At 63.9% G+C, this 22,377-nt stretch carries 22 protein-coding genes; 4 read left to right on the top strand and 18 right to left on the bottom strand.

Going from position 1 to position 22,377, the window contains the following annotated elements; translation table 11 throughout:
• Positions 1-86: 86 nt before the first annotated feature.
• Complete coding sequence (locus VEC01_RS19150; RefSeq protein WP_324902515.1) at positions 87-1,124, top strand: SRPBCC family protein; 1,038 nt, start codon at positions 87-89, stop codon at positions 1,122-1,124.
• 137 nt (positions 1,125-1,261) lie between these two features.
• Here VEC01_RS19150 and VEC01_RS19145 read toward each other — a convergent pair whose 3' ends face one another.
• The 7 genes from VEC01_RS19145 to rpsP all read right to left on the bottom strand — a co-directional run bounded on the left by VEC01_RS19145 (position 1,262) and on the right by rpsP (position 5,828).
• Complete coding sequence (locus VEC01_RS19145) at positions 1,262-1,603, bottom strand: DUF3579 domain-containing protein (RefSeq protein ID WP_324902514.1); 342 nt, start codon at positions 1,601-1,603, stop codon at positions 1,262-1,264.
• Positions 1,604-1,926: 323 nt separating this feature from the next.
• Positions 1,927-2,883 (bottom strand): CobD/CbiB family protein, encoded by a 957-nt coding sequence (locus tag VEC01_RS19140; protein ID WP_324902513.1) that lies wholly within the window; start codon positions 2,881-2,883, stop codon positions 1,927-1,929.
• Between the two features lie 84 nt (positions 2,884-2,967).
• Complete coding sequence (locus VEC01_RS19135; protein ID WP_324902512.1) at positions 2,968-3,636, bottom strand: CoA pyrophosphatase; 669 nt, start codon at positions 3,634-3,636, stop codon at positions 2,968-2,970.
• A 130-nt stretch (positions 3,637-3,766) separates the two neighbouring features.
• A complete protein-coding gene (gene rplS, locus VEC01_RS19130; protein WP_324902511.1) occupies positions 3,767-4,150 on the bottom strand; it encodes a 50S ribosomal protein L19 in 384 nt (127 codons plus the stop codon).
• A gap of 100 nt (positions 4,151-4,250) precedes the next feature.
• On the bottom strand, positions 4,251-4,997 hold the full coding sequence (gene trmD / locus VEC01_RS19125; RefSeq protein ID WP_324902510.1) for a tRNA (guanosine(37)-N1)-methyltransferase TrmD: 747 nt from the start codon (positions 4,995-4,997) through the stop codon (positions 4,251-4,253).
• 25 nt (positions 4,998-5,022) lie between these two features.
• Complete coding sequence (gene rimM / locus VEC01_RS19120) at positions 5,023-5,547, bottom strand: ribosome maturation factor RimM (RefSeq protein WP_324902509.1); 525 nt, start codon at positions 5,545-5,547, stop codon at positions 5,023-5,025.
• A gap of 29 nt (positions 5,548-5,576) precedes the next feature.
• Positions 5,577-5,828, bottom strand: coding sequence for a 30S ribosomal protein S16 (gene rpsP / locus VEC01_RS19115; RefSeq protein ID WP_324902508.1), 252 nt, complete (start codon positions 5,826-5,828; stop codon positions 5,577-5,579).
• A gap of 223 nt (positions 5,829-6,051) precedes the next feature.
• Between rpsP and VEC01_RS19110 the strand changes: the two genes are divergently transcribed.
• Complete coding sequence (locus VEC01_RS19110) at positions 6,052-6,399, top strand: TM2 domain-containing protein (RefSeq protein WP_324902507.1); 348 nt, start codon at positions 6,052-6,054, stop codon at positions 6,397-6,399.
• A gap of 27 nt (positions 6,400-6,426) precedes the next feature.
• Here VEC01_RS19110 and VEC01_RS19105 read toward each other — a convergent pair whose 3' ends face one another.
• The 10 genes from VEC01_RS19105 to ugpQ all read right to left on the bottom strand — a co-directional run bounded on the left by VEC01_RS19105 (position 6,427) and on the right by ugpQ (position 17,663).
• Positions 6,427-6,645 carry a DUF1059 domain-containing protein gene (locus VEC01_RS19105; RefSeq protein ID WP_324902506.1) on the bottom strand — a complete coding sequence of 73 codons (219 nt, stop codon included), beginning with the start codon at positions 6,643-6,645 and terminating at the stop codon, positions 6,427-6,429.
• Positions 6,646-6,830: 185 nt separating this feature from the next.
• Entirely contained in the window at positions 6,831-7,268 is a 438-nt protein-coding gene (locus VEC01_RS19100) for a DUF4864 domain-containing protein (protein WP_324902505.1), read from the bottom strand.
• 142 nt (positions 7,269-7,410) lie between these two features.
• Positions 7,411-9,204 (bottom strand): acyl-CoA dehydrogenase, encoded by a 1,794-nt coding sequence (locus VEC01_RS19095; protein WP_324902504.1) that lies wholly within the window; start codon positions 9,202-9,204, stop codon positions 7,411-7,413.
• A gap of 155 nt (positions 9,205-9,359) precedes the next feature.
• Positions 9,360-10,289 (bottom strand): electron transfer flavoprotein subunit alpha/FixB family protein, encoded by a 930-nt coding sequence (locus VEC01_RS19090; RefSeq protein ID WP_324902503.1) that lies wholly within the window; start codon positions 10,287-10,289, stop codon positions 9,360-9,362.
• Positions 10,290-10,316: 27 nt separating this feature from the next.
• The gene (locus VEC01_RS19085) at positions 10,317-11,066 is read right to left on the bottom strand and encodes an electron transfer flavoprotein subunit beta/FixA family protein (RefSeq protein ID WP_324902502.1); all 750 of its coding nucleotides are present in this window, start codon (positions 11,064-11,066) and stop codon (positions 10,317-10,319) included.
• A 263-nt stretch (positions 11,067-11,329) separates the two neighbouring features.
• Positions 11,330-11,557, bottom strand: coding sequence for a sulfurtransferase TusA family protein (locus tag VEC01_RS19080; RefSeq protein ID WP_324902500.1), 228 nt, complete (start codon positions 11,555-11,557; stop codon positions 11,330-11,332).
• A 104-nt stretch (positions 11,558-11,661) separates the two neighbouring features.
• Entirely contained in the window at positions 11,662-12,180 is a 519-nt protein-coding gene (locus VEC01_RS19075; protein WP_324902499.1) for an NUDIX domain-containing protein, read from the bottom strand.
• A 7-nt stretch (positions 12,181-12,187) separates the two neighbouring features.
• Positions 12,188-14,815, bottom strand: a complete 2,628-nt coding sequence (gene alaS / locus VEC01_RS19070) for an alanine--tRNA ligase (RefSeq protein WP_324902498.1) — start codon at positions 14,813-14,815, stop codon at positions 12,188-12,190.
• 242 nt (positions 14,816-15,057) lie between these two features.
• Positions 15,058-16,698, bottom strand: coding sequence for a methyl-accepting chemotaxis protein (locus VEC01_RS19065; RefSeq protein WP_324902497.1), 1,641 nt, complete (start codon positions 16,696-16,698; stop codon positions 15,058-15,060).
• 200 nt (positions 16,699-16,898) lie between these two features.
• The gene (gene ugpQ, locus VEC01_RS19060; protein ID WP_324902496.1) at positions 16,899-17,663 is read right to left on the bottom strand and encodes a glycerophosphodiester phosphodiesterase; all 765 of its coding nucleotides are present in this window, start codon (positions 17,661-17,663) and stop codon (positions 16,899-16,901) included.
• Positions 17,664-17,789: 126 nt separating this feature from the next.
• Between ugpQ and VEC01_RS19055 the strand changes: the two genes are divergently transcribed.
• Positions 17,790-20,360 (top strand): sensor domain-containing protein, encoded by a 2,571-nt coding sequence (locus tag VEC01_RS19055; RefSeq protein WP_324902495.1) that lies wholly within the window; start codon positions 17,790-17,792, stop codon positions 20,358-20,360.
• Complete coding sequence (locus VEC01_RS19050; RefSeq protein ID WP_324902494.1) at positions 20,342-21,577, top strand: CaiB/BaiF CoA-transferase family protein; 1,236 nt, start codon at positions 20,342-20,344, stop codon at positions 21,575-21,577. Before VEC01_RS19055 ends, VEC01_RS19050 begins: the two co-directional genes overlap by 19 nt.
• A 66-nt stretch (positions 21,578-21,643) precedes the next feature.
• Here VEC01_RS19050 and VEC01_RS19045 read toward each other — a convergent pair whose 3' ends face one another.
• The gene (locus VEC01_RS19045; protein ID WP_324902493.1) at positions 21,644-22,300 is read right to left on the bottom strand and encodes an adenylate/guanylate cyclase domain-containing protein; all 657 of its coding nucleotides are present in this window, start codon (positions 22,298-22,300) and stop codon (positions 21,644-21,646) included.
• Positions 22,301-22,377 lie beyond the last annotated feature (77 nt).

Raw genomic sequence — 22,377 nt, 5'->3', positions numbered from 1 at the left:
TTTATAGAAAGATTGAGTTTTCATCCACACCCTTGTCGCGTCATTGCCGGGGTACGGCAATGCGGAAAAGGCCGCAATGAACTAGAGTGATTTGCAAGACAAGCCACTTCCTGCTGCCCATGCAAGACTACCGCCTTCTCGCCATCTGGCGCATCGCCGCCCCATTGGCCCAAGTCTTCGACGCCGTGCTGGATTCCCTGGCATGGCCGGCGTGGTGGCCGGGGGCGGACCGGGTCGAACAGCTGGAACCGGGCGACGTGAACGGCATCGGCAGTGTTCGGCACTACACCTGGAAAGGCAGCCTGCCATACCGGCTCTCCTTCCGTGCCCGCGCCACCCGTATCGACACCCTGCGGTTCCTGGAAGCCGAGGTGGACGGCGACCTGCGGGGATCGGGCCGATGGGCCTTCAGCCATGAGGCCGGCATCACCACGGTGCGCTACGAATGGTGCGTATGCACCACCAAGCCCTGGATGAACCTTGTCGCGCCGCTCACCCGCCGGGTGTTCGAAAGAAATCATCACGCGCTGATGCATCAGGGGGCAGAGGCGCTGGCGTGCCGGCTCGGGGCACGCCTGGTCGATGCCCATTACGGCGAGCTGCCGTCACAGCCGCAGAAAAACGGCGCGCCGCCGAACTGGCCGGCCGGCGCCTTTGCCGGACTCGTCGCCGGCGCCGTCGCCACCGTGGTCCAGGTCGGGCTGTGGTGGAGCGCGTCGCTGCCGGCGATCGGCATGCTGCTGCGCGACGCGCGCCTCGCCGCGGCAATCGTCCTCGGCAGGGAGGTGCTGCCGCCGCCGGTGGCGTTCGACTGGAGCATCATGCTGGTCGCAACGCTGGTGCATCTGGTGCTGTCTGCCGTCTACGGGCTGGCGCTCGCCCCGCTCGTTGCAGGAAGCCGAACCGGCGTGGCGGCGGTTGCCGGCCTGCTCTTCGGGTTCGCGCTGTTCGCCACGAACATGTATCTCTTCACCGCGCTGTTTCCATGGTTTGAAGCCAGCCGCGACTGGATCACTGCCGCCGCGCATGGCGCGTTCGGCCTCAGCGGCGCAGTCGTGTACAAGTGGATGGAAAGGGAGCGGGCGGCCGGCGCGCGCGTGGCGCGGAAACCCTGGTGCGGTTGAGCGTAGCCGTAGACGAGCCGAGGTCGGTCTGACAAACCTATCCGTAAAGGACGTCCGGCGGGCATCGCAGGACCATTGTGGCCGGGCATGACGGGATGACGCGGTGCCGGCACCGCCGGCAGGACACGGAAGAAGCGCTACGCCTTTTTCTGGTTCGGTTCCGGCAGCAGGCAGGCATCGACGACCTGCAGGTCGTTGTCCTTGGCGAAATTGAGGACGAAGTGATAGGCCAGGGGCTCGAGCTCGCGCAGCGCCTCGTTGACGACCACCGATTTGACGCCGCCCAGGACGGTCGGGCGCACGTAGGGCGAGTAGCGCAAGTGGGCTCCGGGGCCGCGCATCCCCTCCGGGCGGAAACAGGACATCACGCCGCACAGCCGCTCCGCCCAGTCGCTCGGCCGGAACTGCCTGCCGTCGCTGGTAAGGCCTTGGATAAAGAACTCGCGCGCGACGGGCTTCTCGGTGGTGGAATCGGCCATGTGTTCGGCTTCCCTCTAATAGCAGTACTGCCTCCGGGCCGGACGCTGCATTTGCGCCCGGCTGATGTGCCTGCAGTCATTATGAGACGGCAGGCTTCAGTATTCTTGCATATTATATCTTATAGAAGACTTGAAGTGAAACAACATTTCGCACTATGAAAAATGACAATATTTAAGAGTTGGCAACCCGCCGCCAGGCAGGCCGGCACATTCTGATAGGAGAACAGAGAACGCCGCATGTTCCGCAGCAGGAAGGAAACGATCCCGGGAAAATTCATGAGAAGGCGCCGCGCGTTGCTGCGCGTCGACGCCCCGGGACCGGCTTACCCGAGCCAGACCGCGAATGACAGCAACAGAAGCAGCAGCATCCAGAGCAGCAAGGCGCGCCATACCAGCCCCACGGTGCTCTGCAACGCACGCACCGTCGCCTCTTCGCCGGGCGGGGTTTCCGGCTCGATCCCGGTGGTGTCCACCGCGGCGGCGTCGGCAACCGGCACGTCGGCGGCATTTTCGCGTGCCGTGCCCAGGCGCAGGCCCATTGCACCGCCTCCGGCCGACAGGATGATGCCGATCGCCTCATCCTGCCAGCGGTGCGCGAAATTGCGCCACGCGTAGATGGCGTCTTCGAAGTTGCCCACCACTGCGAATGCGATCGCGGTCAGGCGCGCCGGGACCCAGTCGATCCAGTAGAACGCGCGGGCGGCAAAGCGCCCGAACGGCTCGTTCTTCAGGTGTTCCGGCTCGTTCCACGCGCGCGCAAGGTATTCCGCGACGCGATACATGATCGCACCCGCCGGTCCGAGCGGCATCGCGAACCAGAAGAACACGCCGAACACGTTGCGGTGGGTGGTGACGAGCGCTTTTTCCACGGCCATCCGGGAAATGTCGTTTACGCCCAGGCCCGTCGTGTCCTGCCGGGTCCATTCCGCGAGCAGGCTGCGGGCGGCGGCCTCATCCCCGCTGTTGAGCGCGAGCTGGATGGAAGTGAAGTAATGGCTGTAGTGGCGGAAACCGAGGGTCAGGTACACGACAAGGATATTCCATGCCAGCGCGAGCAGCGGGCTGATCTTCGCGCACACCCAGTAGATCGCCAGCGTCGGCACCAGCAGGATCAGCATCACCGCGATCCATGCCATGCGGCCGTGGCCTTCCTGGCCCGCATTGAACGATGCCTCCATGCGCGCTGCCATCTGCTTGATTCCGCCGTACACAGGATTGTCCGCGCGCAGCGGTTTGAGTTGCTCGAAAAGCAGTGCGAAAAGAATGGAGAGAAAGGTCATCGGAGCGAATTGTGGATCCTGTAGGCGTAACGATAACCCAGGGAAAGGCCGGAATCAAACCGGCGCTGGGCATCGGCAGCGGCATCAGGCGCGCAGGAAATGGAACAGATTGCGCAGCATGCCTGCGGTCGCCCCCCAGATGAAAAACCGGCCATAGGGCATCGCATAGAACGTCCGGCGCCCCACTTGCGGCAGGTCGATGCTGCGGCGCTGGTGATTGGCGCCGTCCATCAGGAAGGAGAGCGGCACTTCAAAGATCTCCGCGACCTCGAACGGATCGGCGCGCAGCTCGAACGGCGGCCGCACCAGCGCCACCACCGGCGTCACGCGAAAGCCGGTGCCGGTGAAATAATCCGGCAGCGAGCCCAGCACCTCGATGTGCCGCCGATGCAGGCCGACTTCTTCCTCGGTTTCGCGCAAGGCGGTTTCGATCGCCGACGTATCGGTTTCATCCACACGGCCGCCCGGCAGGCTGATCTGGCCGGCGTGATCATTCAGATGCGCGGTTCGCTGGGTCAGCAGCAAGGTCAATCCCTCGTCGCGCAACACGATCGGCATCAGTACCGAGGCCGGCGTCGGTGCGGCCGTCAGCTTGCGCATCAGGCGCTCTTCGAAGGTCTCCGGCTGCCAGGATGGCGGATTGGCGAAGCGGGCGCGCAACCGGGCTTCAGTGAGGCGTTCCTGCGCCACGGCCGGCTCGCCGGCGTAGGAATCGATGGGGAGTGTTTCGGGATCGAAAATCAATTTGGACAAGACGTGTTCCTTGGCGCGCAGGCGTTTGCAGTCTCGATTCTAGCGTGAATGCGCGCCCTGCCGATGCCGGAACGCGCAGATGAAAAAAGGGCACCACAAGGGTGCCCTTCTTATGCGCTGCAGAAGGCAATTACTCTGCTGCCTGCGCGACCACGCGGCGGTTCGGCAGCTTTTCCTTGATGCGCGCGGACTTGCCGGAACGCTCACGCAGGTAGTACAGCTTGGCGCGACGCACGTCGCCGCGGCGCTTGACTTCGATCGACGCGATCAGCGGCGAGTACAGCTGGAAGGTACGCTCCACGCCTTCGCCCGAAGAGATCTTGCGGACGATGAAGTTGGAGTTCAGGCCACGGTTGCGGCGTGCGATGACGACGCCTTCGTAAGCCTGTGCACGCTTGCGGGTGCCTTCCACCACGTTCACGTTGACGACAACGGTGTCGCCGGGCGCGAATTCGGGGATGTTTTTGCCCAGGCGGGCGATTTCTTCCTGCTCGAGTTTCTGGATCAAGTCCATGTTCAGCTCCTTAAGCCATCATGCCGGCGCTCGTGAAATTGTGTGCCCGGTAGAGGATGGGATTTTACAAATACGGGATGACTCCCGCGCGTTACAACAACTACAGACTGCTCAAAAACTTTTCATCGGCCCGCGTCAGCAATCCTGCCTCGCGCGCCTTCACAATCAGGTCCGGCCGCTTCTTCGCTGTCGCTGCCAGCGCCTGATGGCGCCGCCATTTTTCAATCTCGGCATGGTTCCCGCCCATCAATACCGGCGGCACAGCCATGCCCTCGTATACATCCGGCCGCGTGTAATGCGGACAATCGAGCAGGCCGTTGACGAAACTGTCCTCGACCGCCGACACATCGTCATTCAGCACGCCCGGCAATTGCCGGATCACCGCATCCATCAGCGCCATCGCCGGCAGCTCGCCGCCCGACAGCACGAAATCGCCGAGGCTGATTTCCTCGTCGACGCAGCGGTCCAGCAAGCGCTGGTCGACCGCTTCATACCGGCCGCACAACAACACGACTCCGGGCTCGGTCGTGAACTGCATCACCCGTTCGTGGCTGAGCGCCCTGCCCTGCGGCGACAGATACACAACCCGCGGCTGCGGCAACCCCAGTTCCGCCTGACGCGCTTTCGCGGCCCCGATGGCGGCTTCCAGCGGCTTTGCCAGCATCACCATCCCCGGGCCGCCGCCATAGGGGCGATCGTCGATGGTGCGGTAATTGTCGCTGGTGAAATCACGCGGATTCCACAGCGACAGTGCACACTTCTTTTGTTCGAACGCGCGCCGGGTGATGCCCGACTGCGTGATCGCGGTGAACATCTCGGGAAAGAGCGTGACGACATCAAATTGCATCTCGACCCACTCCCCAGAACAGGCCTTAGTAATCCAGGCCCCAATCCACCGTTATCTTCCTTGCTTGCTGATCGACCGTCTTGACGAATGCGTCGACGAAGGGAATCAGCGATTCTTTCGGCTTGTCGCCTGCTGCGGCTTCCTGCTGCACAACCCGCAGTATCGGATGCGCGCCGTTGTCCATCAGATCGGCCACCGTTCCCAGCGCCTCACCCTGCAGGTTTTCGACCGTCAGACCGATCAGGTCGATCCAGTAGAACTCGTCATCATCCAGCACCGGAAAATGACTGCGCCGGATCTTGACCGTCGCACCCTTGAGCGCCTCGGCCGCATCGCGGTCCGCCACGCCCATCAACTGCGCAACCACGTCTTCACCGTGGACCTTTGCCTGCATGGCGTCGACATCGCGCAGGACGGGCTTGTCCAGCCACCACGTCTTCGCATGCAGCATCGCGTCCGCGTCGGCGGAATAGGGCCTGATCCTGACCCAGCCCTTGATGCCATAGGCGCCGGTCACATGACCAACCAGCACCAGGTCATCGGGGATCATGTTCCCCGCTGCACCAGTGAACGACAAACTTAAGCAGCAGCCTTGCCGGCTTGCTTGACCAGACGGGCAACGGTCGGGGACAGTTGCGCACCGACGTTCTGCCAATGGGTCAGGCGATCCTGGGCGATGCGGAAACCGGCATCATTACCGGCTGCAACCGGATTGTAGAAACCGAGGCGCTCGATGAAGCGGCCATCGCGGCGATTGCGCGAGTCGGTGGCAACGATGTTGTAGAACGGGCGCTTCTTGGCGCCGGCGCGTGCGAGACGAATAACGACCATAATTTACTTCCAAAAAGTATACGGTGACGGAAAAAGCCGGGAATTATAGCCCGCTTCCCCACCTTCCTGCAAGTTAAGTCATGCAACAACGGGAAGGGTAAGCGCCCGCATCGCGGCATGGAGGCCGGAAGACAGGCGTTGCGCGCACGAAGTCTTTCATTACCGGCGATAATGAAAGGGAAGATTTTACCAAAATAGCAAATCCACCCGACGCTTCGCATCCATGCTGCCTCATAAAAACAAGACGCTCGCCGCGTTCCTGGCCGCCGTGTTCGGCGGGCTGGGCATCCATCGCTTTTATCTTTTCGGCAAGAAAGACAAATGGGCCTGGGTCCACGTCCTGCTCTTTCCGCTGTCAGTATTCGCCGGCTTCATCGAAGCGCTGGTGATCGGATTGACGCCCGACGACAAATGGGACGCCGCGCATAACCGGGACTCCGGCAAGAAGTCCGATTCGGGCTGGCCGCTGGCGGTCCTGCTGGTGCTGACATTCGGCGGCGGGGCGACCGCGCTGATTGCCACCATCGCCCGCACCTTCGACCTGCTGTTTACAGGCGGCGCCTACGGCTGAAACGCCGGCAGGAAGGATTCATGCCGGCTACGCGGCGTGGGTGAGCGGATGCTCGACGGGTGGCGTGCCCTCCTTGAACAGCTGCCGGAGCTGCTGGCGCAGCTCCGGCGTATCCTGATGATGATGTACCGCGACCGCATGCTGGACAGCCGCATCCAGAAGCTCCTGGTCGGTATCCGCGGACAAAGCGATGGTGCAGTTCATGTCGCTCGGAAATTCGCGACAATCAATGTACTTGCGGGCCATGATAGCCTCCTCGCGAGGAAAGTATGCGCAACGACACAAAGCCTGCGGGCGCAGGCATGCAGCAGCGAGCACTGCACAGTATCGTTATATGCAGGCAGACCCGGTCCGGCAAGACAGGCGGCGCCTTGCACCATCGTGCTGCGCGCCGCCGCGGACAGTGATCGAATCCGGCGGCGTGCTATTTCTCAGATGGACACGCTGGTCGTCTCGAGCAAGTGGCAGCCGTCCACCCGCCACGCACCGTCGTCGCCCTCTTGCATCCAGAACACCGCGACCCAGACCTTGCTGTAACCGTCAGTGACGCGCACCACCTGGATGGCATCACCGTTGATCACTTCCGGGCTGGAAAAAATCACGCGCTGATAGCGGTAGATCGGAATGTACTCTTCCTTGATCATCCGCATGAAGTTGTCCGGACTGCCGATCAGCATGCGCTTTTCGGGAGTAGTCAGTTCGAAGGCGCCGACCGCATCGTCGTTGGACAGCGCATCAAGCTGGGATTGCACCACCTTGTGGATCGCGATCGCATCCGCCGTCGTGATGCCGTCGATCGCTGCGGCAGTGGTCCACCAGGGTGCACATAGGCTGGCAAGCAGGCTTGCCTTCGCCAGAAATCGTTTCATGATCGCCTCCCGACCAGAAACAAAGAGTGTTAAGGAGATATACGAGAGATTGAAAAAAATGTCACGAGTTCACCGCACATAAAAAAATAAGGCGGTCCGGCGCATGGCGGACCGCCCCACGAACTTTCGACCCGCGGTATCGTCAGAACTGTTCTTCCGTCAGCGCCATCACGCCGGCGCTGCCCTCGACGATCGCCGTGCGATAGCTGGCCGCCTGCGACAGGATGTGATCGGCAAAGAAGCGCGCGGTGCCGATTTTCGCCTGGTAGAAGCTGGCGTCGCCCTCGCCTGCCTTGAGCTTGCGCTCGGCCACCAGTGCCGCGCGCGCCATCTGCCATCCGCCCAGCACGATGCCCGCCAGCTTCAGGTAAGGCACGCTTCCTGCAAACACGCCCTTGATGTCGGACTTCATGTTGGCGACGACAAAGTCAACCACATCTTCCAGCGCCTTCGATCCGAGCGACAGTTGTGCGCGGATCGCGGCCAGGTCGGTGGACGACGAAGCCGACAGCTCCTCTTCGGTACGGCGCACCTGCACCAGGATCGCCTTGGCGGTGGCGCCCGCGTCGCGCGCGGTCTTGCGCCCGACGAGGTCGTTTGCCTGGATCGCGGTCGTGCCTTCGTAGATCGGCAGGATGCGTGCATCGCGGTAATACTGCGCGGCGCCGGTTTCCTCGATAAAGCCCATGCCGCCGTGAACCTGCACGCCGTTGGAGGCGACATCGATCGACATCTCGGTGGACCAGCCCTTCACGATCGGGACCATGTATTCGTAGAACGCCTGGTTGGCCTTGCGTGCCGCATCATCGGCGTGGTGATGCGCGGCGTCGTACGCCGCCGCCGTGACGTACGCCAGCGCGCGCGCCGCTTCGGTCTGCGCGCGCATCGACATCAGCATGCGCCGCACGTCGGGGTGATGGATGATCGCGACCGGGCCGCTCGAGCCGGCGAGGTCGCGCGACTGGACGCGCTCGCGCGCATAGGCGACGGCCTTCTGGTAGGCGCGCTCGGCAACCCCGACGCCCTGCATGCCGACGGCGAAGCGGGCGGCATTCATCATGATGAACATGTATTCGAGGCCGCGGTTCTCCTCGCCGACCAGCGTGCCGATGGCGCCGCCGTGGTCGCCGAACTGCAGCACCGAGGTCGGGCTGGCCTTGATCCCAAGCTTGTGTTCGATCGACACGCAATGCACGTCGTTGCGCGCACCCAGCGAACCATCCTGATTGACCAGGAACTTCGGCACCACGAACAGGGAAATGCCCTTCACGCCTTCCGGCGCATTCGGGGTACGCGCCAGCACGAGGTGGACGATGTTTTCCGCCATGTCGTGCTCGCCGTAGGTGATGAAGATCTTGGTGCCGAAAATCTTGTAGGTGCCGTCGCCAACCGGCTCGGCGCGGGTGCGAACCAGCGCGAGATCGGAGCCGGCCTGCGGCTCGGTCAGGTTCATCGTGCCGGTCCACTTGCCGGAGATGAGGTTGGCGAGGTAGGTCGCCTTCAGTTCGTCGGAACCGGCCGTCAGCAGCGCTTCGATGGCGCCATCGGTCAGCAGCGGGCACAGCGCGAACGACAGGTTGGCGGAGTTGAGCATTTCGATGCACGGCGTAGCCACCAGTTTCGGCAGGCCCTGGCCGCCGAATTCGACCGGATGCTGCACGCCCTGCCAGCCGGCTTCGCCGAATGCCTTGAAGGCTTCCTTGAAGCCCTTGGTGGTGGTGACCTTGTCGCCGTCGTGCCAGTAGCTTGGCTCCTTGTCGCCCGCAACGTTGAGCGGCGCAACCACTTCGCCGCAGAACTTCGCGTTTTCCTCCAGCACCGCTTCCACGGTTTCCGGGCTTGCATCTTCGCAGCCGGGCAAGGCATTCACTTGGGACAGGCCGGCGAGTTCGTTAATTACGAACAGCATGTCCTTCAACGGGGCGACATAGCTCATTTGTGACTCCAAAAAGAAATGGCAGGACTGCCGGAATTATTACGAAACCCGGAAAAAAATCCTGTCAGTCTCGCGACAAACCCGGCAAATCCTGCCCGGTATTTAGGTATTGTTGTACGCGGAGCGGGCACATCGTCCCTCCCCGCGTTTTCTTATCAGCCCAGTTCGGAAACCAGTTGCGGCACCACCTCGAACAGGTCGCCCACGATGCCGTAGTCGGCCACGGAGAAGATCGGTGCTTCCGGGTCCTTGTTGATCGCCACGATGGTCTTCGAATCCTTCATGCCGGCCAGGTGCTGGATCGCGCCGGAAATGCCGACCGCGATGTACAGCTGCGGCGCCACGATCTTGCCGGTCTGGCCGACCTGCCAGTCGTTCGGCACGAAGCCGGCATCCACTGCCGCGCGGGATGCGCCCATGGCGGCGCCCAGCTTGTCGGCCAGCGGCTCCAGGATCTTGAAGTTATCGCCCGAGCCCATGCCGCGGCCGCCGGAGACGATCACCTTGGCAGCGGTCAGTTCCGGACGGTCGGACTTGGCCATCTCGCGCGACACGAAGGCCGACTTGCCGGAATCGGCGACGGCCGAAACGGTTTCCACCGCGGCGTTGCCGCCGGTGGCGGCCGCGTCGAAGCCGGTGGTGCGCACGGTGATCACCTTCACGTTATCGATCGCCTGCACGGTTGCGATCGCATTGCCGGCATAGATCGGGCGTTCGAAGGTATCGGCGGAGACGACCTTGGTGATTTCGGACACCTGGCCGACGTCGAGGCGGGCTGCGACGCGCGGCGCGATGTTCTTGCCGTAGGCGGTGGCCGGGGCCAGCACGTGCGAGTAGCTGCCGGCCAGAGCGATCGCCTGCTCGGCGACGTTCTCGGCGAGGCCGTCGGCAAAGTGCGGGGCATCAGCCAGCAGCACCTTGGACACGCCGGCGATCTTCGATGCGGCTTCCGCCGCGCCGCCGGCATTGTGGCCGGCGATCAGGACGTGGACATCGCCGCCGCATTGCGCGGCAGCGGTGATGGTGTTGAGCGTGCTTCCCTTGAGCGAAGCATTGTCGTGTTCAGCAATGACGAGTGCGGTCATGGTGATGTATTCCTGATCTGAATTTGTTTAGATGACTTTTGCTTCGTTCTTGAGCTTGGTGACCAGCGTCGCGACATCGGGCACCTTGATGCCGGCGGTGCGCTTGGGCGGCTCGGAAACGTTCAGCGTCTTCAGGCGCGGGGTGACGTCGACGCCGACATCGGCCGGCTTGACGGTGTCCAGCGGCTTCTTCTTGGCCTTCATGATGTTCGGCAGGGTCACATAGCGCGGCTCGTTCAGGCGCAGGTCGGTGGTGACCACGGCCGGCAGCGTCAGCGACACGGTTTCCAGGCCGCCGTCGACCTCGCGGGTGACGACCGCCTTGCCGTCTTCGATCGACACGCGCGACGCGAAGGTCGCCTGCGGCCAGCCCAGCAGGGCGGCGAGCATCTGGCCGGTCTGGTTGCAGTCGTCGTCAATTGCCTGCTTGCCGAGGATGATCAGCTGCGGCTGCTCCTTGTCGGCGACGGCTTTGAGCAGCTTGGCCACCGCCAGCGGCTGCAGTTCGGCATCGGTCTCGACCAGGATGCCGCGGTCGGCGCCGATCGCCATTGCGGTACGCAGGGTTTCCTGGCATTGCGTCACGCCGCAGGACACGGCCACGATTTCGGTGACCTTGCCGCCTTCCTTCAGGCGGGTCGCTTCCTCGACGGCGATTTCATCAAAGGGATTCATCGACATCTTGACGTTGGCGATGTCTACGCCGCTGCCGTCGGACTTCACGCGGACCTTGACGTTGTAGTCGACCACGCGTTTGACTGGTACCAAGACTTTCATAGCTTTGCCTTTGTAAAGAAACAATTGACGTTAACGTAAACCAAACCGTGATTATATGCAGAACCTGAGCGTGCGACGAAATTTAGCACGACCGTTCTATTAATTGGTAGAGAGTATGCACTAAATCGCACTAAAAATCCAAAGGTCTGACGGTGCTTGGCGCTGGGAAACGGCTCGCGCGCGATGCGTAAAGCCGTGTGAAGCAGTCGAGGGGGGAGAGGGTAATGGAAAGACGGGAGGCGCGTTCTGCGCCAGCGCAGGCTTTATTTGCGTTTCATGAAAAAAGTGAACTCCTTGTCGTTTTCGCTCTGGCCGACCAGTTCGTTGCCGGTCTGCCGCGCGAACGCCTGGAAGTCGCGTACCGAACCGGGGTCGGTGGCCATCACGCGCAGGATTTCGCCGCTCGTCATTTCAGCCAGCGCCTTCTTTGCTTTCAGGATAGGCAGCGGGCAGTTCAAACCGCGTGCATCCAGCTCTTTGTGAAATTCCATGGTCACGCTCTGTAACAAGAAAGAGATAAGGAAATTCTACTCCAAATCCCCGACGCATGGTGCGCCGCAACAAGCAGTGAGAAAGTATTTAACTGCCGAAAGGCTTATTGTGCCGGCAAATCGATGAATTCGACCGGCAGACCGCGCGCCTGCATCCAGTCCGCCATCGCGTAGCCGGTGCCGGCACGCCAGGGACGGAGTTTTTCGGGGGCGATCAGGCGGTAGTCGACCAGTTCGGCCGACAGGCGGATCTCGCCGGAAGCCTTGACGTGGTAGGCGATGATGACTTCGTTCTTGCGGATGAATTCGTAGACGCCGATCAGCCTGATCTCGTCGGCGTCGAGGTTGGTTTCTTCCTTGAGCTCGCGGGCGACGCCCTGCTCCGGCGTTTCGCCGCGCTCCATGAACCCGGTGACCAGGGCGAACATCTTTTCCGGCCACGCGGCATTGCGCGCGAGAAGGATGCGCCCTTCCACTTCCACCAGGGCCGCCAGCACCGGCAGCGGATTATCCCAGTGCGTCCAGTGTCCGTCCGGGCAGGCGAGCCGGATCTTGCCGGCTTCGCCTGCGTCCGCGCGCTCGACGAGCGGCGCGGCGCATTCGGGACAGAAGCGCGGGGTCATGCCGCGGTCAGGCGCGCTCGCGCACCCAGTCGCGGACGCCTTCCAGCGCCTTCGGCAGCCCGGTCGGGTCGGTGCCGCCGGCCTGCGCCATGTCGGGACGTCCGCCGCCCTTGCCGCCGACCTGCTGCGCGACGAAGTTGACCAGCTCGCCCGCCTTTACCTTGGCGGTCGCATCCGGCGTGACGCCGGCGATCAGGCTGACCTTGCCTTCGTTCACAGCGGCGAGGACGATGGCGGCGGTCTTCAGCTTGTCCTTCAGCTTGTCCATGGTCTCGCGCAGCGCCGGCACGTCGGCGCCGTTCAGCGTCGCGGCGAGCACCTTGATGCCGTTGACGTCGACTGCCTTGGCCAGCAGCTCATCGCCCTGCGCCGAAGCGAGCTTGCCCTTGACCGCGGCGAGCTCCTTCTCCAGCGTCCGGACCTGCTCCAGCACGCTGCCGATGCGCGTCGCCAGTTCGGCCGGCGTCGCCTTCAGCGTGCCCGCGACCTGGTTGACGGTCGACTCCAGCGACTGCATGTAGGCCAGTGCGTTGTCGCCGGTGACCGCCTCGATGCGGCGCACGCCGGCGGCGACGCCGCCTTCGGCGACGATCTTGAACAGGCCGATGTCGCCGGTGCGCTGCACGTGGGTGCCGCCGCACAGCTCGCGCGACGAGCCGATGTCGAGCACGCGCACTTCATTGCCGTACTTCTCGCCGAACAGCATCATTGCGCCGACTTTCTGCGCCTCCTCGATCGCCATCACGCGCGCCTGCGTCGGATGGTTGGCCAGGATTTCGGCATTGACGAGCGCTTCCACCTTGCGGATCTGCTCCAGCGTGACCGGGCCGTTGTGGGCGAAGTCGAAGCGGGTGCGTTCGGCGTTGACCAGCGAGCCCTTTTGCTGGACGTGGGAGCCGAGCACTTCGCGCAGGGCCTTGTGCATCAGGTGGGTCGCGCTGTGGTTGCGGACCGTCCTGGCGCGCTTCTCGGCATCGACCTTGGCATTGAGCACGTCACCGACCTTGATCGAACCTTCCATGACCGTGCCATGGTGGCCGAAGACCTCTGCCTGGATCTTCAGCGTGTCTTCGACCAGGAAGCGCGCCGCGGCATTGCGCAGCTCGCCGGTATCGCCGACCTGGCCGCCGCTCTCCGCGTAGAACGGGGTGTGGTCGAGCACGACCACGGCGTCGTCGCCCGAATTGGCCTGTTCGACCGGCGAGCCGTCGAGGTAGATCGCAATCACGGTTGCGGTGTCGTGAATCAGCTTCTCGTAACCGTGGAAGGTGGTCGGGCTGCCGGCGTATTCGAGGCCCTGGGCCATCTTGAACTTGCCTGCCTCGCGGGCGCGCTGGCGCTGCTCGTCGAGCAGCACGTTGAAGCGCGCCTCGTCCACCGTCACGCCGCGCTCGCGGCAGACGTCGGCGGTCAGGTCGACCGGGAAGCCGTAGGTGTCGTGCAGCTTGAATGCGGTGTCGCCGTCGACCTGCTTCGCGCCGGAGGCGAGTGCGCGGTCGAGGATTTCCATGCCGTTGGCGATGGTGCGGAAGAAGGATTCCTCTTCCTGCTTCAGCACCTGCATCGCGCGTTCGCCGTTCTGGCGCAGTTCCGGATAGGCGTCGCCCATCTCATTGACCAGCGCCGGCACCAGCGCATGGAAGAACGGCTTGCGCGCGCCCAGTTTGTAGCCGTGGCGGATCGCGCGGCGGGCAATGCGGCGCAGCACGTAGCCCCGGCCGGCGTTGCTCGGGATGACGCCGTCGACGACGGTGAAGGTGCAGGCGCGGATATGGTCGGCGATCACCTTCAGCGACGGCGACTCCTTGTCGCAGTCGCCGGCGCCGGCGGCATCGACCGCCTTCTTGGCGGCGGCCAGCAGGTTGACGAAGGTGTCGATCTCGTAATTGCTGTGCACATGCTGCAGCACCGCGGTGATGCGCTCCAGGCCCATGCCGGTGTCTACCGAAGGCTTGGGCAGCTTGTGCATCACGCCTTCTTCGTCGCGGTTGAACTGCATGAACACGTTATTCCAGATCTCGATGTAGCGGTCGCCGTCTTCATCCGGCGAGCCGGGCGGGCCGCCGGCGACTTCCGGACCATGATCGTAGAAGATCTCGGTGCAGGGGCCGCAGGGACCGGTGTCGCCCATCATCCAGAAGTTGTCGGATGCATAGCGCGCGCCCTTGTTGTCGCCGATGCGCACGATGCGCTCGGCCGGCACGCCCACCACCTTGTTCCAGATCTCGTAGGCTTCGTCGTCTTCCGCGTAGACGGTGACCCACAGCTTTTCCTGGGGCAGCTTGAATACCTCGGTCAGCAGTTCCCAGGCGTAAGTGATCGCGTCGCGCTTGAAGTAATCGCCGAAGCTGAAGTTGCCCAGCATTTCGAAGAAGGTATGGTGGCGCGCGGTGTAGCCGACGTTTTCCAGGTCGTTGTGCTTGCCGCCGGCGCGGATGCACTTCTGCGCGGTGGTCGCGCGGGTGTACGGCCGCTTGTCGAAACCGAGGAACACGTCCTTGAACTGGTTCATGCCGGCATTCGTAAACAGCAGGGTCGGATCGTCGCCGGGGACGACCGGGCTCGACGCAACGATCGTGTGGCCCTTCGACTCGAAGAACTTCAGGAATTTTTCGCGGATTTCAGACGATTTCATGTTGGGCGGCTTAGATGGGAATGCATTGCAAACCATTGATTATACGTGATAACCCTCTTTCATTGAGACCCTGCAAAGAATGAAAAAGGCGTGCCGGGACAAGCGGCCGGGCCGCGATGGCAAGGAAAGGCTGTTGACAGGCGATCAAGCGCGCGCGTTGACATGTTAACCACCGCGACACGGCGGTCGCGGTGGCTTTCGGCAACACCTGTGCGTGGCAGGGCGCCGCGCGGCGCGGGGAATCAGGCGGACTGCTTGCCCGCGTTATTGTCGATCATCCGCAGGCGCGGCGGCGCTGACAGCGGCTCCGGCGCACCCGGTACCGGGCCTGCCGCGTTTTCCGCCGCCGACCCATGCAGCTTGAAGGCGCCAACCACCTTTTCGAGATGACCGGCGCGCTCCTGCAGCGACTGCGCCGCGGCCGCCGCCTTTTCCACCAGCGCGGCGTTTTGCTGGGTAGTATGGTCCATCTCCACAATCGCCCGGTTGACCTGCTCGATCCCTTCGGTCTGCTCGTGGCTGGCTGCGGCGATGCCGCCCATCACTTCCGTGACGTGGCGGATGCCGTCGACGATGGCCTGCATGGTGGCACCGGCCTCATGGACCAGACGGGTACCGGCGTTGACCTTGTCGACCGAGTCGTCGATCAGGGCCTTGACTTCCTTCGCCGCCGACGCGGAACGCTGCGCGAGGCTGCGCACTTCCGCCGCCACCACCGCGAAGCCGCGTCCCTGCTCGCCGGCGCGCGCCGCTTCGACGGCAGCATTCAGCGCCAGGATATTGGTCTGGAAGGCAATGCCGTCGATCACGCTGATGATGTCGACAATCTTCATCGACGCGGCATTGATGCCGTCCATCGTGCTGACCACCTGCGCGACGATCTCGCCGCCCTTCTGCGCGACCTCGGACGCCGACACCGCATTGCGGTTGGCCTGCAGCGCATGGTCGGCGTTCTGCTTGACCGTGGCGGTCAGTTCTTCCATCGAGGAAGCGGTTTCTTCCAGCGAACCGGCCTGCGCTTCCGTGCGCCCCGCCAGGTCCTGGTTGCCCTCGGCGATCTCGTGCGATGCGATGAAGATCGCATCCGTGCCTTCCCGCACATGGGACACGATCCTGACCAGGCTGTCATTCATGTCCTTAAGCGCCTGAAGCAACCGGCCCATCTCGTTGGTGGTGTCGATCCGGATGCTCTGGGTCAGGTCGCCTTCGGCGATGCCGCGCGCGATCTTCACGCCTTCCTCGAGCGGACGGGTGACGACCTTGCGGATGAACGGGTAAATCACCATCAGCACCGGAATGCAGGTGAGGATGGCGGCGAGGATGGACTTCCAGCGCTGCTCGGCGACGATCTTGTTGACGTTGTCGAGCGAAATCTTCATGCTGACCACGCCCAGCACGCTGCCTTCCGGCACCTGGTGGCACAGCGTGCAGTCCTTGCCGAGGTAGTTCTTTTGCGCAAGCGCCGGCCTGGCCGCGCGCAGGTATTCGCCCTTGCCGTCGGATTCGACCACGACGACCTCCTTGCCGGTCGCCAGCACCTGCTGCTCCACCTTGTCCGGCGTCAGGTTCTCCTGCTCCGAGCCCGGGCCGAATGCCTTCGTCACGCTCTCGCCGCGCAGCACGCGCACGTCGCGGATGGTATCGAGCTGCTTGATCTGGTCGAGGAAGACATCGCGCTGCTTGACGGTGCCGGTCACCATCATGCCGGTCAGTCCGGCCATCGTGACGTCATGCATGCTCACCGAAAAGCCGCGCGCCTGCTCAATCGCGGTTTCACGGTACACATGGTTCTGCCAGAGGATCACGGCGGACCAGACGACGAACAAGGCAGCTCCGATCGTGATCAGCAGCTGCACCCAGATTTTCATGTTGGACAGGCGCATGATTTACATCCTTTCTTGCAACCCTGCGGGCGAGCAAGAGTTCGAACCGCGGACGTTTTATCTAGATGGACGGCACGCCAGCCCTCTGGGCGAGTGCAGGTACGGCGCCGTGACATGCCAATGATCCCCGATCGGTGCTGCGAAAAACTTGATCTAGAGCAATTTTTTCCTTACTAGCATCAGGGGATTGGTTCGCGTGGCTACGAAAAATCCGGTCCGATCAAGTCGATACGATCTGTGCAAAACGCGTCAACGCCCCAGCCCAGCAGCTCCCGCGCCCGTTCCGGGGTATTGACGGTGTAGCAAAACAGCCCGTAACCGGCCTGTCGCACCGCCTGCACCCGCTCCGGCAGCAGGTTCTTGTGATTGGTATGCAGCGCGACTGCCGCCAGCTCGGACAGGCGTTCCCGCCAGTCGGGGGGAATGGCGTCGACCAGCCAGCCGCGCGGGATTTGCGGGGCAGCGTCCTGCGCTTCGGCCAGCGCGTCGAAGGAAAACGAGGAAAACAACGGCAGCGTGCGGTCATTCCCGCCTGCCCGATATGCGGCAAGCTCCGCGGCGAACAGGCGTTGCGTCCATTGCGCGACCACGCGCCCCGTTTCCCGCTCGTGGCCGGGCGCCGGCTTGATCTCGACATTCATCCAGATATTGTTTGCCTTGCAGTAATGAACCACCTGCTCATACGTCGGCACCGGCTCGCCGGCGAACTGCGGCCCCAGCCAGGACCCGGCATCCATCCGCGCCAGTTGCTGCGCGCTGGTATCGCACACCCTGCCGTGGCCGGGAACGGTGCGTCCGAACTGCGGGTCGTGCATCAGGACCGGGACGCTGTCGGCCGACAACATCACGTCGAACTCCACCGCGCGGAAGCCGCGCGCGAAACCGCAGCGCATCGCGGCGAGCGTGTTTTCCGGCGCAAGCGTGCCGCCGCCGCGGTGTGCGATCACCTTTGGATAACACCACATGATTGAACCATCCATGGAATGATCTTCGAGGATACGTAGTCTAATGCCAATCGTTAATTCCCGGCGAAGCAGGTCCGGCGGCCGCAGCGTCAGGCGCCGCCCTTCGCCCTCCTCGCCCTGCCGACCATGCCCGCCGACAGCAACTACCCCGCGCCGTTCGACACCGCGACCTTCCTGATTCCCGCGGAATGGCATGCATTCTCCGACCTGCTCGGCGGGGCAGACACCGGTCTGCTGTGCCTGCGCGACGGCGTGATCATCCATGTCAACGCCCACCTCGCGCAGCAGCTGGGTTATGACGACGATGAGCTGGTCGGCCGTCCGGCGGACTTCCTCTTCCCCCAGGAAAATGCCGGCGCAAGCGGCGACTGGCAAGCGCGCGATCCGGAAAACGCCCGGGTCCGCCTGCTGTCGAAGGGCGGGCGCATTCTGCGCTTTCACCTGATATCGAACCGCATCGACACGCTCAGCGATGCGAGCTGCACCATCTGGGTGCTGAAACCGGAGCAGGCGGCCGGCCATGCCGGGGACGCGAGCCGCCTGATCGCGATCGCGGAAAACCTGCCGGACCCGGTGGTCGTGTGCGGCGACGGCAGCGCGCTGACATTCTGCAGCCAGGCCTTCGAGAACAGCACCGGCGAAAGCAGCGGCGCACTGTCGGACTTCGTCCATCCGGAAGACCGCCCGAAGCTGCTGGCGACGCTCGGCAGCGCCCGCTCGGCGGAATCCGCGGCGGCGCGCGCCGTCGCCTTCCGCCTGCGGCACCGCGACGGCTCCTGGCGCAACATGGCGGCACTCGCCTGCCGGCTGCCGGCCGACGACGAGTCCGACAGCGTGCTGCTGAGCATGCGCGATACGACGCAGGAGCTGCAGCAGCGACAGGCCATCGAAGCGGCGCGGCGGCGGCAATTGCATTACCTGAACCGCCTGTTCCGCCTCGCCCGGCAGCCGCACGGAGACCGCGAGTCGGCGCTGAAGGCGACCGTCAAATCCGCCTGCAAGGCGCTTGGCGTGCAACGCTGCACATTCTGGGAAGCGGCGGGCGAGGACGGGCAGATGCGTTGCGCCGCCGCTTATGACGATATCCGGCAAAACTTCGTCAGCGCAGCGCCGGAACCGGCACTGCAGCCGCTGCTGCAACAGGCGCTGCAGGGCGGTGAAATGGCGGTCAACGACGTCGACCAGGATCCGCGCACCGTGCGGTATTGCGAATATTTTCATGCGGCGGCGGTGAAAGCCCTGATGACGGTGCCGGTCCGGTACGGCACGCAGGCGGCGGGATTGCTGCTCTTTGCAACGGTCGGCCAGGCGCGCGCCTGGCGCAAGGAAGAAACCGACTTTGCCTGCAACGTCGGCGAACTGGCGGCGCAGATCGTCCGGCAGGGACGCGGCAGGCAAGAAGCGCCGCCGCGCGATCCCGCCCATCAGGACAGCCTGACCGGCCTGCCGAACCGGCATTTCCTGTTCGACCAGGCCGGCGACTTCCTGCCCAAGGCGACTGCCGGCGCCACCACCGTCGCCACCTTCTTCATCAACCTTGACGGTTTCAAGCGGATCAACGCTTCGTTCGGCCATGCGCTCGGCGACGAGCTGCTGAAAGCGGCCGCGCTGCGGCTGCGCAATGTGGTGCGCAAGGACGATGTGCTGGTGCGGCTGGGCGGCGATGAATTTCTGCTGCTGGCGCGCAACCTGTCGGACATGCGGATCGCCGACGATATCGCGCAGCAGATCGTCGACACCATGCGCGGCGCGTTCTCGCTGCAGGGACGCGACCTGAAAATTTCCGCCAGCGTGGGCATCGCGATCTATCCCTTCGACGGCAGCGATATCGATACGCTGATGAAAAAGGCCGACATCGCGATGTACCAGGCAAAATCGGCGGGCCGCAACCAGTACCACGTGTTCGCGCCGAAAACCGAAGCGGTCGCCAGGCGCTCCACGCTGGAGGCGGAGCTGCGGCATGCGATCGAGGAGCGCGAGCTGCTGCACTACTACCAGCCGCAGATCGATCTGCGCACCGGCAAGGTGATCTGCGTGGAAGCGCTGCTGCGCTGGCGCCATCCGCGTCGCGGTCTGCTGCTGCCGGCCGCTTTCCTGCCGGTGGCGGAGGAAACCGGCCTGATCCGCCGCATCAGCCACTGGGTAATGAACGATGCCTGCACGCAGATGCAGGCGTGGATCGGCCAGGGCATGGACGACTTCACGCTGGCCATCAACCTGTCGGCCGGCCAGCTGATGGACCGCTCGCTGCTGCCGGTGCTGGAAAACGCGCTCGACCGTACCGGCATCCCGCCCGAGTGCCTGGAATGGGAAGTCCAGGAAAGCACCGTGATGCAGCACAATGCGATGACTTCCACCTTGCTGGACCGCCTGGCCGACCTGCGGATCGGGCTCTCGATCGACGATTTCGGCACCGGATACTCGAGCATGACGTATCTGCGGCGCTATCCGGTGCGTAAGGTTAAAATCGACAGCAGCTTTGTCGACGGCCTGCCCGGGGAGAAGGAAGACCGCGCCATTACCGAGGCCATCATCTCGATGGCGCAGCCGCTCGGGCTGGAGGTGGTGGCCGAGGGCGTGGAAACGCCGCAGCAGATGGAATACCTGCGCGAGCGCGGCTGCGACATCGCGCAAGGGTATTTTTTCACGCAACCTCTGACTGCGGAACAATTTGAAACATGGCTGATTCGCCACTGAAGAAAGCACTCGGACATATCCGCGTACTCGACCTGACCCGTGTCCTCGCCGGCCCCTGGTGCGCGCAGAACCTCGCCGACCTCGGCGCCGACGTGATCAAGATAGAACGGCCCGGCGCCGGCGACGACACCCGCCACTGGGGGCCGCCCTATCTGAAGGATGCGCAGGGGTGCGACACCAGCGAAGCCGCCTACTACCTCGCCGCCAACCGCGGCAAGCGTTCCGTCACCGTCGATATCGCCACGCCCGAAGGCCAGGACATCGTGCGCCGGCTGGCACGGCAGTCGGACGTGGTGCTCGAGAACTACAAGGTCGGGCAGCTGAAGAAGTACGGCCTCGACTATGAATCCCTCAAGCGCGAAAAGGCCGACATCGTTTACTGCTCGATCACCGGCTTCGGCCAGACCGGCCCGTATGCGCAGCGCGCCGGCTACGACTTCATCATCCAGGGCATGGGCGGTTTCATGTCGATCACCGGCGAGCGCGACGACCTGCCCGGCGGCGGCCCGCAGAAGGCGGGCGTGGCGATCTCCGACCTGATGACCGGCATGTATGCCACCATCGCCGTGCTGGCCGCGCTGGCGCACCGCGACCGCAGCGGCGAAGGCCAGTACATCGACATGGCGCTGCTCGACGTGCAGGTGGCGATGCTGGCCAACATGAATACCAATTACCTCGCCAGCGGCACGCCGCCCAGGCGCTGGGGCAATGCGCATCCGAATATCGTGCCGTACCAGACCTTCGCCACCGCCGACGGCCACATCATCGTCGCGGTCGGCAACGACGGCCAGTACCGGCGCTTCGTCGAAGCCGGCGGCCGGCCGGAACTCGCAGCCGACGAGCGTTTCGCGACCAACCCGATGCGGGTGAAGAACCGCGACACGCTGGTGCCGCTGCTGGCGCAGATGGTGAAGACGAAGACCAAGCAGCAATGGATCGATGCGCTGGAGGCGGCAGGCGTGCCCTGCGGCCCGATCAACAACCTGGATGAGGTGTTCGACAACCCGCAGGTGCGGGCGCGCGGCATGCGCGTCGACCTGGCGCATCCGGCTGGCACGGCGCAACTGGTGGGCAGCCCGATGAAGATGTCGGCCACGCCGCCGCGCTACGACCTGCCGCCGCCGCTGCTGGGCGAGCACACGGAGCAGGTGCTGCGGGAGGTACTCGGCGAGAGCAGCGAAGGCATAGCGGCGCTGCGGGAAAAGGGGGTCGTGTAGTCTTTCCGCGCAGCGCATGCGGCCGTCACCGAAGAAGCCGGCTTTCCGGCAGCCCGGCGCGCGGCCTCAACAGCCTTGCGCGTTGAAATCTTCCACCACGAAGTAGGGAAGCGTCAGTCCCGAAATCTGCGCGGCCTCCTCGCGGGTCCTTGCCAGCCCGGGCGGAAGGCTGCGGTGCGCCGCCGCCGTCAGCAGGATGTCGCTCCCCTGCCCGATGTCCTCGCCGAGCTTGCTGGCGAGATTGACCTCGTGGCCGAACAGGTCCTCGTTTCCGATATTGAGGATGCGGCCGAAGCCGATGCCGACCGATACCGAGAGCCGTTGCTCTTCCGGCAATGCATGGTTCGCCGCGCGCAGGCCGCGCACGATCGCGCCGGCCGCGGCGAGCGCCTGCGCCGGCGCGTCGAACAGGCAAAAGAGATTGTCCGCCTCCGCCTTCACCAGCAGCCCGCCGCTGCCCTCGATGCAGGGCCGGGCGATCTGCTTGACCCGATGGATCATGAAGAGCGAGGAAATGATGCCGTGCCGGACCGTGGTGCGCGAAAAACCGCTCATGTCCATCACCAGCACCGCGCGCTCCTCGCCGAAGATGCGCTCGACCTCGCGCGCGGCCTGTTCCAGTGCTTCCGGCGAAAACCGACATGCCTCCAGGATCCGCTCCAGCGTCGAGCGAGAATTGTCGTTTTGCACACCTTCCAGGTGCGCCGGCGATTCCGGTTTCATCGTGCTGCATCCCCGTTGTTGGACACGGGGTCGGCCCTTCGCTTTCGCAGCGCCCCATCCCATAAATATGGGATTGC

The sequence above is a fragment of the Noviherbaspirillum sp. genome (assembly GCF_035627455.1).
Lineage (GTDB): Bacteria > Pseudomonadota > Gammaproteobacteria > Burkholderiales > Burkholderiaceae_D > Noviherbaspirillum.
The sequence above is the reverse complement of the archived record's forward strand: the minus strand, read 5'-3'. Positions and strand labels throughout refer to the sequence as shown.